The following is a 14,265-nucleotide window of genomic DNA, read 5'->3' on the forward strand; positions in this document are numbered from 1 at the left end:
CTGATTATTCTAGGTTTACAACGGATAAGTGAGCGAGTGGTGAAAAATTGGATATGAATACAAAACAGCGCTTTGTAGGTGTGATGTCTGGCACCAGTATGGATGGTGTGGATACCGTTTTAGTTGAAATTGAAAACAACCAAATAAGACTGCTTAATTCCCTTGATTTCCCATTTCCGGATCAACTCAAACAGCGTTTGCTAAATATTTGCCTTGGGCAACCTACCAATCTCGCCGAGGTTGGAGAACTCGATCACCTACTTGGTCATCTCTTTGCCGATGCAGTCAATGCTTTGCTTAAGCACGCAAATTGCCCGGCCGAAAGTGTTACGGCCATCGGTAACCATGGACAAACGGTTTATCACCGCCCTGACGGTGATGCGCCTTTCACCATGCAAATCGGTGATGCCAACATTATTGCTACCAAAACTGGTATCGATACTGTTGCAGATTTTCGCCGCAAAGATATGGCGCTAGGCGGACAAGGCGCACCTTTGGTCCCTGCTTTTCATCACTCTATTTTTGCCACTAGTGAATCAAGCGTCGTCGTCCTCAATATTGGTGGCATCGCCAATATTTCCGTATTGCGACCAAATCAGCCCGTCATTGGCTATGATACAGGGCCTGGCAACATGCTGATGGATGCTTGGTGCAGCATTCATCGCGGCAGTAAATACGATAAAGACGCACAATTTGCTCGTGAAGGTGTGGTTGTGCCTGAGTTATTAACTCAATTGATGACAGAACCTTATCTACTACGCAGTGCGCCCAAAAGTACCGGGCGCGAATTGTTCAACCTGCCGTGGTTAGAACAGCAATTAGAAACCATGACACTAACTAGTCAGGATGTTCAACGTACTTTATGTGAATACACAGCTGTCACGATTGCAAATGAAGTTGAACGCTATAGCGTTGGGGACAAACCTGAATTATTAGTCTGTGGTGGTGGTGCTTATAATCCGCTATTAATGGAACGTTTGACTGAATTATTGCCGCAATGGTGCGTGTTAACTACCGATCAAAGAGGGGTAGATAGCAACAATATGGAAGCGATGGCATTTGCATGGCTTGCCCAGCGTCGCATTCACAATTTACCGAGCAACTTACCGGAAGTGACAGGGGCCAGTCAGCTAGCTTCTCTTGGCGTTCTTTACCCTGCATAACCATCAGTCTCTTCTGACGAACGAAAAAGGCTTGGATTTCACCAAGCCTTTTTCTTAAAAACCGAATTTACTTAATACGAGAGCCGCGAATCATCCCAACCACGCTGCCATTCCATGCGAAAACGTTGTGCATCCTCTGTACCTTCGCACACACCTTCATAAAACTGCCCAGATAAACCGATTTGATAAGCCGCATTTGGATCGCAGTATTCCGTTACCCCTTGAAGGTACCCTTGGTCATAATCCGCAGTGTTTACATTCCCCATGCTTGATAGCTCATTAATACTACGAGCTGTTACCCCTCTTATCCCATCTTGATAACCAACTTGATACCAATCACCAGCCTGAGCGAAATCTTCAATTGAGCTACTGCAGCCAGCAAGAGCGCTCAGTATCATCACGCTAAACAGCTTTTTCATTATTTTTCCTTGTCATACACACTATCGAATTAGTGTAACTAGTAATCGCTATCGTTGAGAACAACAAACTTAAATTATCGTGAATTTAGCGAAGTATTTATTAAAGAGTCACCTTCAAAAAAAATGAAAGCCCCTTCTGGAGCTCGCAATAATAGTCACTATTGCTTGGGAGTTAACAACGCTGTGGCTTTGAAACTCCCCATTCCAAACGTCCATAATGCTCTTTGCTGCATGTAATCGAGTGAAATATTTTGAGCCGTTTCTTCAAGCTTCAATAAGGCATCAATGCCGTAGCCATGAACTAAATAGCGAGAATAGAACCAAGCGCGTTGCGCAGGATCGATATCCAGAGGCTCAAGCGCTAACGTCAATTGTTTCGCAGCGGTTGTCACTTCTTGCTGTGTCAGTGATGTACTCAAACCTGCGACAAATTGTTCCAATTCTTTCTCTACAATGGCAACATTTTTACTGGCGACATTCATTTCTATCATCCAGTCAGAAATAGTTTCACCATCCGCCGCGACAGGAAAAATTTTCGGCGCATAATCGAAACCATGCTTTTCCCTAATATGGCGATACAAGCGTGCGCTACTGATCCTCTGCAGCATATCATCAGCAAAAACAGCTTTGGCAGTTCTTGGTTGTGGGGAGGTATTGATAATACGTTGAACGACAGTAACTTTATCTTCGTGCGCCTCTGCAAGCGCAAGAGCAGGTTCTGCTGCAGTATTAAAGCCACTACCCAAATCCAACGGTGCTTTCGGTGTCGTCATATCAATAGAGGCAACATATTGACGCAACAATGGGGCCAGTTGAGTCGGCTCCATATCGGCAATAATCACCAGTTTATTGCCTCGCTGATATGAAAATAAATGATGATGCACTTGCTGTAGCTGTTCGACCGTCACAGACGCAAAATCATTATCGGTAAGAAAGCGATAACGACTCTCTGGAAGATAAATATTATCAACTTGAGCTTTGGCAAACTTACCTTCAGGTGTATTTAGATAAGTGTAGCTACGTAGTTTCGCTTCTTGTTTCACCGCATCTAATTGACGCGGCTTTATGTTTAGCTCGGTAGCAATATTGAACATCACATTAAACACTAATGCGAGATGCTCTGTCGCCGCATTGATCTCCAAACCATGCGATGTTGGGTGAATAAAGGGGTAAATGGCGCTATCGTGCTTACGCATCAAACGATCTAATTGCGGGCCATCTAAGTGGCCTAAGCCACTACGCATACCTACATCAATCAACAACATACTGGCAGGATGAAGATCTTGAGGGAGTGCAGCTCTCCCCCCTTGGCTGACGTAAACAATGTGCGCGCGCTGACCTGCTTTCGAATCTTGTTGTAGCCATACTTCGACCCCGTTGCTTAAAGTCCAAACGGTCAGATTACCATCGTGTTGTGTTCTTGAAAGTAACTCCCCTTTATGGGCCGGTTGAACCAAATCTGCCACTTCGGTGGTTGTGTTAACCGGTTTAAAACCTTGTTTGGCATATAAGGTTGGTAGTGCATCTAACCGACTAGAAAGTTGTGCAGGATCCTCCCCCTCACCTTGCCCAATTACCCACTGTATTGGTGATGAAAGTAGTTGAGTCAACTGCTGGTTTACCTCTTTTAGCGTCGCTAACTCGATAAATTCCTGTAAGCTATCTCGTTGTTTTTCCTGGCCTTGAACAATAAAATCATGCTCAATTGAATGGGCTTTTTGCTGGGCAATTTGTGCCGGTTTGCGCTTATTCCACTGAGTATCAAAGTTGCCAAGGCTATCTCGATAATATGACATCGCAGCATCTAACTCATCCTGATTCACGCCGTGATCTCGAAGAGAACGTAACGTGGCCAAAAACAGCGCTTCGACCTGCGCCCTGTGCTCTGGCGCAAATGAAATTCCCCCCGCCGAATAACGTTGATAATGAATCAGCTCACCATACGCTCGTGCATACTGCACAGACAGTGCTGAATCATTAACGGTCGCCATTAAACGCAGGTTGATCAACTGCTCACTGAGTGCGTCAAACCACTCTTGATTGAGTTGTTGTTGAGTACGAGAAGCGCTACTCGAACGCGCAATGAAATAGTTCAAGCTCGGCGATTCTTTTGAACTGACAGAAATGAGTTGTGGCTGCGTATTGATATTGAAGACGCGCTGTTTAACTAATGATTCATCGCCTTGGTTTTCCCAATTCGAAAAATGTTCAGTAATGAGTTGCCCCGCGGTGGCGGCATCGATATTTCCCGCGATAATCAACTCAACATGTTGGGGCTGGTACCATTGCTGGTAATATGCTTCTAATCCATCCGCAGTTGCTGTTTCAATCGACACCTCAGTGCCAAGCGGGTCGGCATGCTCAAGCGGGGTTGACTTTATTAAGTTTAAATAGGACTGCTCAAACAGACTCTTGTTTTCTAACCTTGATAAACGGAATTCCCCAAGAATGACTCCTTTCTCTGATTCAACCTGCTGAGGGTCAAACTCAATGCCATCTCCCACATCTCTCATCCAAGTTAAAGCCATCGTTAAATCAGCTGCGCTGGCTAAATCTAGCTGGTAATGCGTTAATTGATAGGCAGTAAATGCATTGATATCCCGACCAAAAGATTTTCCGGATTTCTCCACTAACTGAATAATCTCGTTGCCACTAAAGTTACGCGTACCATTAAATGCCATATGTTCGACAAAATGGGCATACCCCTTTTGATTATCATTTTCTTGAAGAGAGCCGACATGTACCAGCATACGTACCGAAACTTCTTCATCACTGGTTGGGTAGATATGATAACGAAGTCCATTTTCCAATTGTCCTTGCGTCCAATTTTCATCAGCGATCAGTGCTTTTTCCTCATGACGCTCACACGCAGAAAGAATGGCCACAATGAACACCAACATCACTTTAAAAATGAATTGCATATCAGTCCCTTACTTCACAGTTAGAGCTTTACTATACTTTCAAATATCAGCGCTATGACTTTCATTCCCGATGACAAAGAGAAAAACACCATTGAGAACACAATTTCATGCAATCATTCATCTTAATGGGTGTTCAACTCTGTGCTCACGCGCAAAAAAAACCGCTGAACTTTCGTTAACAGCGGCTTTTTTATTTTAGTAGATTGAATCAATCAACTTGCTTAATTTGTAGCTCTTTTGGCACTTCAAAGAACATGTTCTCTTCACGGCCCGTCACTTCTTCTACAGAGCGCGTACCTACCAATTCTTTGATGCGCTCCATGATTTGGTTAACTAACTCTTCAGGAGCTGAAGCACCCGCTGTAACGCCGACTTTGCGCTTACCCTCAAACCACTGGGTTTGAATATCTTCAGGGCAATCGGTGAGATAACCAGGCGTACCCAGCTTTTCAGCCAACTCTTTAAGGCGAGTGGAATTTGATGAGTTTTTAGAACCCACCACGATCATCACATCGACTTTTTCAGCGATTTCACGCACAGCGTCTTGGCGGTTTTGCGTAGCGTAGCAGATGTCATCTTTACGCGGGCCTTGGATCTCAGGAAATACTCGGCGCAGTTCAGCAATTACATCTGCCGTTTCATCAACTGATAGCGTGGTTTGACTTACATAATGTAAATCGCTTGGATCTTTCACGACATCAAGTAACTTCGCTACATCAGCAGGCTTTTCAACTAAATACATGCCACCCGTTGCGCTTGAGTATTGGCCCATCGTGCCTTCCACTTCAGGATGGCCAGCATGACCAATTAGCACCACTTCCAAGTTGCGACGACTCGCTCGTGCTACTTCCATATGCACTTTGGTCACCAATGGACAGGTAGCATCAAAGACCGTCAATGCACGTGCTTTGGCTTCTTGACGCACAGCTTGTGATACACCATGAGCAGAAAAGATCACAATGTTGTCGTCTGGCACTTCATGCAGTTCTTCAACAAAAATAGCACCACGCTGTTTTAGCCCTTCTACGACAAAGCGGTTGTGCACCACTTCATGACGAACGTAAATTGGTGGCTGGTAGATTTCCAGGGCACGTTCTACGATGCTAATGGCTCGGTCTACACCGGCACAAAAACCGCGTGGATTGGCTAACAGGATTTTCATTTCATTGCTCATGGCGTCATTTCTTCTATGGGGCATTATTCTACTGACAAAATTTCAACTTCAAAAGTCACATCTTGTCCTGCCAGAGGGTGGTTAAAGTCAACCGTGACCGAATCGCCAGCAATATCGGTAATAATTCCGGGAATTTCCATCCCATCAGGGCCGCTAAATGCCATGATGGTACCCACTTCTACCTCGGCATCACCAACAAACTTGGCGCGATCCATATAATGGATGTTGTCTGGATTTGGCATGCCAAAAGCATCTGCTGCGGCAAGTTCGATTGCTTTGTTGTCACCAGAGTTTAACCCCAGCAAACACTGCTCAAAGTTATCACTCAAGCTACCATCACCAATGACTAACTTGGCAGGCTTTCCCATATTATGGGTACTATCGGCAACGGAGCCGTCTTTCATCTTAATGGTAAAATGCAAAGTAACGGTAGAGTTATGGGCTATTGCGGTCACGTTCTGACTTCCTTGTGAATATTATTATCTTCGTAAACTGACGTTATAAAAAAAACGCTGTCGAATCAACGGACAGCGTTTATGGTTATTCATTTTTTTGCCACTTTTAGGCCTTGGTTTTATCTTTGCTGATAAAACCGTCTAAAATGATCATCGCAGCACCAATACAGATCGTAGTATCGGCTAAGTTGAATGCAGGCCAATGGTAGGTACCCCAGTAAAAATCTAGGTAATCCACCACAAAACCATGTACAACACGGTCGAATACGTTACCAACCGCACCACCGATGATCATCGCATAGGCAATGTTATTCCATTTCTCTTTGGCTGGTAACTTACTCATCCAGTAAGTCAGCATTGCTGTTACCACAAAAGCAATACCAGTAAACAACCAACGTTGCCAACCCGCTTGATCGCTCAGAAAGCTAAATGCTGCGCCATAGTTATGCACATACAGTAGGTTAAAGAATGGCAGGATTTCAATACGGTTATTCCAGCCATACCCCATGGTGTTCATCACCACCAATTTGATCGCAATATCAGCCACAAAGATAATTAAGGCCAACCACAGCCAACGTACGCCAGACTCTTTCAGTGTTAGTGCTTTTTCACTCATTTCATTACCTAAAAACAACCCCAGTAAAGACTGGGGCTATTTGAATGTTAAAAAGTTCCGAGCTTTCGCCTATCTTATTCAAAATTATTGGTTTTATCGTTAAACGTAGTCGATAACGCTATAGAACCAAGAATGATGAGTAATTATGCGAATTTGCGAACTTCACCTTCACCATCAATATTCGACACACAACGACCACACACTGTCTCGTGACCTGCGATTGTGCCTACATCTGGCGTGTGGTGCCAACAACGGTCACACTTCTCAGCTTCAGTTGCTTTTACTTCCACAAACAGACCTTCAATATCTGTTGCTTTCGCTGCATCTGATTTCTCGCTTAGCGGTTTAACCACTGCTGCTGAAGTTAGCAGTACAAAACGCAGTTCATCTTCAAGCTTGTTGATTTTCGCTGCTAGTGCGTCATCTGCGTATAGCGTTACTTCCGCTTGTAGCGCACCACCGATTACTTTTTCAGTACGTGCTGCTTCTAGCAGTTTGTTTACCCACCACGAACTTTTGGATTTCAGTCCAGAATTCGTTGTTAAGCTCTTCGCCTACAGCTAGACCAAATAGACCATCGAACCACTCACCAGTGAATACGAATTTTTCGCGCTCGCCTGGCATTTCGTTCCAGATTTCATCTGCTGTGAACGACATGATTGGCGCCATCCAACGAACTAGTGCTTCTACGATGTAGTAAAGCGCAGTTTGACAGCTACGTTGTGCGTGGCCACCTAGTTTCGCGGTGTATTGACGGTCTTTGATCACGTCTAGGTAGAATGAACCCATTTCTACTGAACAGAAGTGCATCAGACGCTGCATAACGGCGTGCGTGTTGTACTCTTCGTAAGCTTTTACGATTTCTTCTTGTGCTGCTAGTGCGCGGCCTACAGCCCAACGATCTAGCGCCACCATTTCTTCAGCAGGAACGATGTCTGTTGCTGGGTTGAAACCATTTAGGTTTGCAAGGAAGAAACGTGCAGTGTTACGAATACGACGGTATGCATCTGCAGAGCGTTTTAGGATTTCATCAGAGACTGCCACTTCACCTGTGTAGTCCGTTGATGCAACCCATAGACGTAGAATATCTGCACCTAGCTTGTTAGTTACGTCTTTAGGCGCAACAACGTTACCGATAGATTTAGACATCTTACGACCATGACCATCGACCACAAAACCGTGGGTTAGCACTTGTTTGTATGGTGCTACGTCTTTCATCGCAATTGATGAAATGAGAGACGACTGGAACCAACCGCGGTGTTGGTCTGAACCTTCAAGGTATAGGTCTGCACTATGGCCGTTGAACTCTTCACGAGCATCAACGACTGCGTAGTGAGTAACACCTGAGTCGAACCATACGTCTAGAGTATCGAGTACTTTTTCGTATTGGTCTGCGTCTTCACCTAGTAGTTCTGCGTTATCCACATCCCACCAAGCTTGAATGCCTTTTTGCTCAACTAGTTGTGCTACTTTTTCAATTAGCTCTAGTGAGTTAGGGTGCAGTTCAGCGGTCTCTTTGTGTACGAATAGAGCGATTGGCACACCCCAAGTACGTTGACGAGAGATACACCATTCTGGGCGACCTTCGATCATACCTTCGATACGGCTTTGACCCCATTCTGGCATCCATTGAACACCTTTGATTGACTCTAGTGCTTTAGCACGTAGGCCAGCTTGATCCATTGAGATGAACCATTGTGGTGTTGCACGGAAGATGATCGGAGTCTTATGACGCCAGCAATGTGGGTAGCTATGCTCGTAAGCGTGATGGTGTAGTAGTGCACCAACTTCTTTTAGCTTTTCAACCACAGCATCATTTGCTTTAAACACATGTTGACCAGCAAATAGCTCAGTATCTGGTAGGTAAACACCGTTTGAACCCACTGGGTTTGCTACTTCTAGACCGTATTTTTGACCTACTGCAAAGTCTTCTTGACCGTGGCCAGGTGCTGTATGAACCACACCCGTACCTGAATCCGTTGTTACGTGATCGCCAAGGATCGCAGGAACAGTGAAGTCGTAGAATGGGTGGTTGAACTGAGCAAGCTCGAGATCTGCACCTTTAGCAAAACCAAGATTATGGAAGTGCTCGATACCCGCACGATCCATCACATCTTTCGCAAGCTCAGATGCAACGATGATACGCTCAGGGTTTTCGCCTTCAATTTGAATTAGCACGTATTCTAGATCGTCACGTAGACATACTGCGCGGTTTGCAGGCAGAGTCCATGGCGTTGTTGTCCAGATTACGATAGATACGTCGCCGTGACCTTCATGACCTTCGTTAAGGGCAAATTTAGCAAGTACTGCTGCTTCATCTGCGGCTTTAAAACGTACGTCGATAGATGGCGATACTTTGTCTTTGTACTCTACTTCTGCTTCAGCCAATGCGCTGCCACAGTCCGTACACCAGTGAACTGGTTTGAAACCTTTTAGTAGGTGACCTTTATCAGCGATTTTACCTAGCGCACGAATGATGTTTGCTTCAGTAGCAAAATCCATTGTGCGGTATGGCTTATCCCACTCACCCATGATACCAAGACGCTTGAAGCTCTCTTTTTGACCTTCAACTTGGCCTGCTGCGTATTCGCGACATTTTTCACGGAACTCAGCGGCCGTTACTTTTTGGCCTGGCTTACCTACTTTCTTCTCTACCATTAGTTCGATAGGAAGACCGTGACAGTCCCAACCAGGAATGTATGGTGCGTCAAAACCTGAAAGTGTTTTGGATTTAATAATAATGTCTTTAAGAATCTTGTTTAGTGCGTGGCCAATATGAATGTCACCGTTCGCATATGGAGGACCATCGTGCAATACGAATGACTTTTTGCCTTTTTTAGCTTTACGGATTTCACCGTAAAGATCTTCTTTATACCAACGCTCAAGCATTTCTGGCTCACGTTGTGCCAGATTGCCGCGCATCGGAAACCCTGTTTCAGGTAAGTTCAGGGTATCTTTATACTCACTCATCGATTCTTAATTCCGTTATATTGGGCGAAAGTTAGACATTACGTTAATCGGTGGAATAAACCGATCAACCCTTAAACTGACGCAGCCACACCCTAGCTGCCTCAGCATCCAATTCAATTTGCTGTTTAAGCGCTTCAAACGATTCAAACTTATGTTCATCGCGAAGCTTTTCTAGAAGTACGATTTCTAGCTGCTTGCCATATAAATCGCCTTGAAAGTCGAATAAATGTACTTCTAATTGTTGGCGAACACCATTCACAGTTGGTCGTTGACCAATGTTCGCTACCCCACCAATTGCTGAGTCACCAAGACCTAAGGCTTGAACAACATACACCCCAGAGACTGGAGATACACTGCGTTTTAGCGGAATGTTGGCTGTAGGAAAACCAATAGTTCTTCCTAATTTGCGGCCATGAGAAACACGACCACTAATACTGTAATCACGCCCAAGCATGTTTGCCGCTTGCGGCAAATCATCTTCAGCCAGCGCAGTGCGAATCGCAGTACTGCTTACACGTAATTGCTGTAAACAGAAGCTTTGGGTACTTACGACCTCAAAACCATACTTTTTGCCGGCTTGTTGCAGCATCGCAAAGTTACCTGTGCGGCCACGGCCAAAGCAAAAATCATCACCCACTACGAGAAACTTAACACCCAATCGCTTGACCAACAAGTCACTAATAAACTCCTCCGCGGTTAAAGCTGAGAAATGCTTATTAAAGATAACGCACAATAAACGATCGATATTGAGCTTACTTAATTGAACAAACTTATCACGTAAACGAGTTAAACGTGCTGGCGCTTTGCCCTGAGCAAATAACTCCAATGGCTGCGGTTCAAAGGTCATCACCATTGAAGGTAAATTAAGCGCCTTCGCTTGTTGTGAGACCTGTTGTAAAACGGCTTGGTGACCAAGATGAACACCATCGAAGTTTCCTATGGTTAACACACACCCTTGATGATGTGGCTGAATATTATGAATACCTCGTATCAATTCCATGGGAAGCTACACTTGCCTTTTCAATTTACACTGCGTGAAACCGACGGATTATATATCAACAACGACTAGTCTGTCGCTGCTTTTAAATCTTTTAGGCGCACACCTAATACTAATAGACTCACTAGGTAAACCAGAGCTCCGAGGCCAATTAACGCCGCTAACCACATCACTCGATGAGCAAAACTCCAAGATAACCAAACACTCATCTCTTCTAATTGCCAAATAATCGCCGCCACCATTAAGCCACCAGCAACAATGAGACGCGCAGCAAAAAGTGCGGTTTTCTTTGAAATTTGATAAACACCTTGTAGATGTAAGCCTCTATATAGCAGCGCCATATTGACGAAAGCAGATAGTGCTGTTGCCATCGCCAGTCCAACATAACCATAGAAATAAGCAAAGATTGCGTTAAAGCCCATATTAGTGACCATAGCAACAATGCCGTATTTCACTGGCGTTTTGGTGTCCTGACGTGAGTAGTAGCCCGGAGCCAATACCTTAATCAGCATGAAGTTGAGTAGACCCGATGAGTAAGCGAGTAATGATAATGAGGCTTGCTGAACATCATGAGGTGAAAACTCACCGCGCATAAATAGTACCATTAGCATAGGTTTCGCTAATACCATTAAGCCAAGCATGGCAGGTAAGCCTAGCAGCATCACCATACGCACGCCCCAATCCATGGTACTAGCAAACCCTTCGCTGTGCGCATCGACATGCTTGCGTGATAACGCGGGTAAAATCACAGTCGCAATAGCAATGCCAAACAAGCCCAATGGAAACTCGAGTAAACGATCTGAGTAATAAAGCCAACTGATTGAACCGGTTTGTAGAAAACTGGCAATAAAGGTATCAAGTAATAGGTTGATTTGACTCACCGAGACACCGAATAAAGCAGGGATCATCAGGGTGCGAATTTTAACGACACCCGGATCGCGCCAACCCCATTTGGGCTTAACCATTACGCCTGCTTTTATAAGGAAGGGAATCTGGAATAAAAACTGCACCAAACCACCTAAAAACACGCCGATCGCTAGGCCGATTTCTGGCTGCGCTAGTTGTGGTGCAATAAACCAAGCTGAGAGAATGATCATCACGTTGAGGAAAACAGGGGTAAATGAAGAGACCGCAAATTTACCTAGCGTATTGAGAATCGCACCCGATAGCGCAACAAAAGTGATAAACCATAAATAAGGGAAGGTAATTTTAAGTAGGAAACTAGCTAACTCAAATTTTGGTGCTGCTGGCCCATCATTCAGCCAATCTAAAAACCAGCCAAAACCAAACAGCGCGGTCACCACACCCGAACCTAAAATACCTAATAAGGTAACAATAGAGACAATCACGCCAAGCGTGCCGGATGCTTTGGCAATCAAATCACGGGTTTTATCCATATCACCTTGTGCGTGGCTTTCAGTAAGCACGGGCACAAACGCTTGTGAAAAGGCACCTTCTGCAAACAAGCGACGCAGAAAGTTAGGAATTTTGTTAGCAAAGAAAAATACATCCGCGCTAGCGCCAGCACCCATGAGGTTTGCAACCACCACATCACGAACTAAGCCCAAAACACGAGAAATCAAAGTCATTGCACTGACGATCATGCCAGACTTAAGCAGACGTTTACTCACAACTACCTCAAATATCTGCAATACTTAGTCACTCTGCCAAAATTAGATGAAGGAAAGTCGTTTTCAAGGCAGATAAGTATTAGCATTAAAAAAAGAATACTGATAGAATCCCCGCCATCTTAACCGCGATGACTCGTCGAATCCAAAAATTGTTTGGGCCAGACTGGTTTTGCACAAATCATTTGACATTTGGGTGCAAATAGGGGATATTCCCTGCCCTTAAATTGTCACCGAACTAAAGTTTTTGGGAGTTAGACCCTTGGCAAATAGTAAATCTGCTAAGAAGCGCGCTATCCAAGCTGAGAAACGTCGCCAGCACAATGCTAGCCGTCGTTCTATGATGCGCACTTACATGAAGAAAACTGTTGCTGCTATCGAAGCAGGCGACAAAGAAGCTGCAACTGCTGCATTCGCTGCAGTTACACCAATCCTAGACCGTATGGCGACTAAAGGTCTTGTTCACAAGAACAAAGCTGCTCGTCATAAGTCTCGTTTCGCTGCTGCAATCAAAGCTCTATAATAGAACTTGGATTTCCAGTGAAGAAAAACCGGCCTTGCCGGTTTTTATCTATACTCAAGTAGTTTGACGCAGAAATCTAGGCAGTAACTTGCTCCCAAAGGGCGAGTTTAGTTGACTCGCATACGTCGTTAACGATTTTTGATTTAGAACCACTAGATCTTCAAATCATTGCCTTATCTGCAATTCAAGTCATTCTCGCTGAACCACGCACCTTGAGGTTACTTGAGTATAAATTATCGTGCTTAATTCAAATTACGCATCAAACAATTCTGTAAAATCCGCATCACACACATTTTTTACTGCCGGATGCTGAATCATACGCTCAGCAAAGATCACGTAATACTCTTCTTTTAACTCATCAATGTGACCTAACAGTTGTGACGATTGGTCATCTTGTATTTCTTTACTATAAAGCGTAGGTGCTAAAAAAATCACATCGTCATGATAACGAGCAAATGCTTTCATCAATGCCACATCATCAAACTCTCCCAAAATATCCGGTTGAATACCTTGGCGATCGAACCACTCTAAGACTTTGCGCCCCATTGCCGTACGACTACCTGGGATTAACAATTTACGTTGCTCGAGTATTGCAGGGAAACTTACATTATCGACATTGCCCGAACAGAAAAAGCTCATACAACTCTCTCCGAGCTTCTTACTAAAGAGACCAGGGCTTTGACTCGAATCAACTGGACAGTCAGACAAAATCATATCGAGCTTGTGCTGAGATAGTTGCTCAAGCAACATTTCATGGGTCGACTCAAAGCAACGTAAGTGAATACTGTTATCACTCGGAACAGTCGTCATCAAAATCTTGCTGACTAGTCTTTTTGATAACGCGTCAGCCACCCCAACATCAAATAAAATATTGGAATGCTGGCTGTAATTGACGATATCGAGCAATTCATAACTGAGGCCGAACATGCGATCCGCATATTTAAATACCAGTTGGCCTAATTCTGTCGGTTCAACACTACGACCATTGCGCTTAGTGAGTTTACCGTCTAGGCGATCTTCCAACGCTTTAATTTGTCCAGTTACCGTCTGTGGTGTCAGGAATAAGGCATCTGCTGCTTTGGTTACTGAACCTTGCTTACATACCATCCAGAAATAATAGAGGTGATTGTAATTTAAATGAGACATACCACTTTGCTTCGAAGAAATATTCAGCCCTCAGTGTAATGCAGCGCTGATAAATGACAACAAAACATCGGTAAAACCGAGCCAAATATCATAAAACAGCTATTTTATCCGAATATATACACACTAAAATATTTCACTGTTGTCATAAAAAGGAGGCAAATTCTGACCTAACGCTGACTTTTTTGACATTTTTGCGATAAAAGGCCAATAAATAAAAACCACATTACAATCCTATATATCAATAAGATAAACA

At 44.2% G+C, this 14,265-nt stretch carries 10 protein-coding genes and 1 pseudogene; 2 read left to right on the forward strand and 9 right to left on the reverse strand.

Annotated elements, in window-relative coordinates; translation table 11 throughout:
- The first annotated feature begins 53 nt into the window (after positions 1-53).
- The gene (locus tag Vt282_RS11075; RefSeq protein WP_162063732.1) at positions 54-1,163 is read left to right on the forward strand and encodes an anhydro-N-acetylmuramic acid kinase; all 1,110 of its coding nucleotides are present in this window, start codon (positions 54-56) and stop codon (positions 1,161-1,163) included.
- A 71-nt stretch (positions 1,164-1,234) separates the two neighbouring features.
- Here the strand turns inward: Vt282_RS11075 and Vt282_RS11080 are convergent, their stop codons facing one another.
- The 8 genes and pseudogenes from Vt282_RS11080 to murJ form a co-directional block, all read right to left on the reverse strand.
- The gene (locus Vt282_RS11080) at positions 1,235-1,582 is read right to left on the reverse strand and encodes a DUF2799 domain-containing protein (protein WP_162063392.1); all 348 of its coding nucleotides are present in this window, start codon (positions 1,580-1,582) and stop codon (positions 1,235-1,237) included.
- 158 nt (positions 1,583-1,740) lie between these two features.
- Positions 1,741-4,503, reverse strand: coding sequence for a M16 family metallopeptidase (locus Vt282_RS11085; protein WP_162063393.1), 2,763 nt, complete (start codon positions 4,501-4,503; stop codon positions 1,741-1,743).
- 208 nt (positions 4,504-4,711) lie between these two features.
- Positions 4,712-5,677 (reverse strand): 4-hydroxy-3-methylbut-2-enyl diphosphate reductase, encoded by a 966-nt coding sequence (gene ispH, locus Vt282_RS11090; protein ID WP_162045672.1) that lies wholly within the window; start codon positions 5,675-5,677, stop codon positions 4,712-4,714.
- Between the two features lie 23 nt (positions 5,678-5,700).
- Positions 5,701-6,132 (reverse strand): FKBP-type peptidyl-prolyl cis-trans isomerase, encoded by a 432-nt coding sequence (fkpB, locus tag Vt282_RS11095; protein ID WP_162045671.1) that lies wholly within the window; start codon positions 6,130-6,132, stop codon positions 5,701-5,703.
- Between the two features lie 106 nt (positions 6,133-6,238).
- Entirely contained in the window at positions 6,239-6,748 is a 510-nt protein-coding gene (gene lspA / locus Vt282_RS11100) for a signal peptidase II (protein WP_162045670.1), read from the reverse strand.
- Between the two features lie 143 nt (positions 6,749-6,891).
- Positions 6,892-9,718 (reverse strand): annotated as a pseudogene (gene ileS, locus Vt282_RS11105) (isoleucine--tRNA ligase).
- 64 nt (positions 9,719-9,782) lie between these two features.
- Entirely contained in the window at positions 9,783-10,718 is a 936-nt protein-coding gene (gene ribF / locus Vt282_RS11110; RefSeq protein WP_162063394.1) for a bifunctional riboflavin kinase/FAD synthetase, read from the reverse strand.
- Between the two features lie 65 nt (positions 10,719-10,783).
- On the reverse strand, positions 10,784-12,346 hold the full coding sequence (murJ, locus tag Vt282_RS11115; RefSeq protein WP_162063395.1) for a murein biosynthesis integral membrane protein MurJ: 1,563 nt from the start codon (positions 12,344-12,346) through the stop codon (positions 10,784-10,786).
- Positions 12,347-12,605: 259 nt separating this feature from the next.
- Here murJ and rpsT point away from each other — a divergent pair, with 259 nt between their 5' ends.
- Positions 12,606-12,866: a 30S ribosomal protein S20 gene (rpsT, locus tag Vt282_RS11120; protein WP_075651474.1), complete on the forward strand. Its 261-nt coding sequence runs from the start codon at positions 12,606-12,608 to the stop codon at positions 12,864-12,866.
- A 252-nt stretch (positions 12,867-13,118) separates the two neighbouring features.
- Here rpsT and nhaR read toward each other — a convergent pair whose 3' ends face one another.
- The gene (nhaR, locus tag Vt282_RS11125; protein ID WP_162045667.1) at positions 13,119-14,012 is read right to left on the reverse strand and encodes a transcriptional activator NhaR; all 894 of its coding nucleotides are present in this window, start codon (positions 14,010-14,012) and stop codon (positions 13,119-13,121) included.
- Between the last annotated feature and the right edge of the window lie 253 nt (positions 14,013-14,265).

The sequence above is a fragment of the Vibrio taketomensis genome, assembly GCF_009938165.1.
GTDB lineage: Bacteria > Pseudomonadota > Gammaproteobacteria > Enterobacterales > Vibrionaceae > Vibrio > Vibrio taketomensis.

Excerpts from the sequence above, each read along its gene's own strand:
- Vt282_RS11075 (WP_162063732.1), top strand. The coding sequence starts at position 54 with ATGAATACAAAACAGCGCTTTGTAGGTGTGATGTCTGGCACCAGTATG.
- Vt282_RS11080 (WP_162063392.1), bottom strand. The coding sequence starts at position 1,582 with ATGAAAAAGCTGTTTAGCGTGATGATACTGAGCGCTCTTGCTGGCTGC.
- Vt282_RS11085 (WP_162063393.1), bottom strand. The coding sequence starts at position 4,503 with ATGCAATTCATTTTTAAAGTGATGTTGGTGTTCATTGTGGCCATTCTT.
- ispH (WP_162045672.1), bottom strand. The coding sequence starts at position 5,677 with ATGAGCAATGAAATGAAAATCCTGTTAGCCAATCCACGCGGTTTTTGT.
- lspA (WP_162045670.1), bottom strand. The coding sequence starts at position 6,748 with ATGAGTGAAAAAGCACTAACACTGAAAGAGTCTGGCGTACGTTGGCTG.
- ribF (WP_162063394.1), bottom strand. The coding sequence starts at position 10,718 with ATGGAATTGATACGAGGTATTCATAATATTCAGCCACATCATCAAGGG.
- nhaR (WP_162045667.1), bottom strand. The coding sequence starts at position 14,012 with ATGTCTCATTTAAATTACAATCACCTCTATTATTTCTGGATGGTATGT.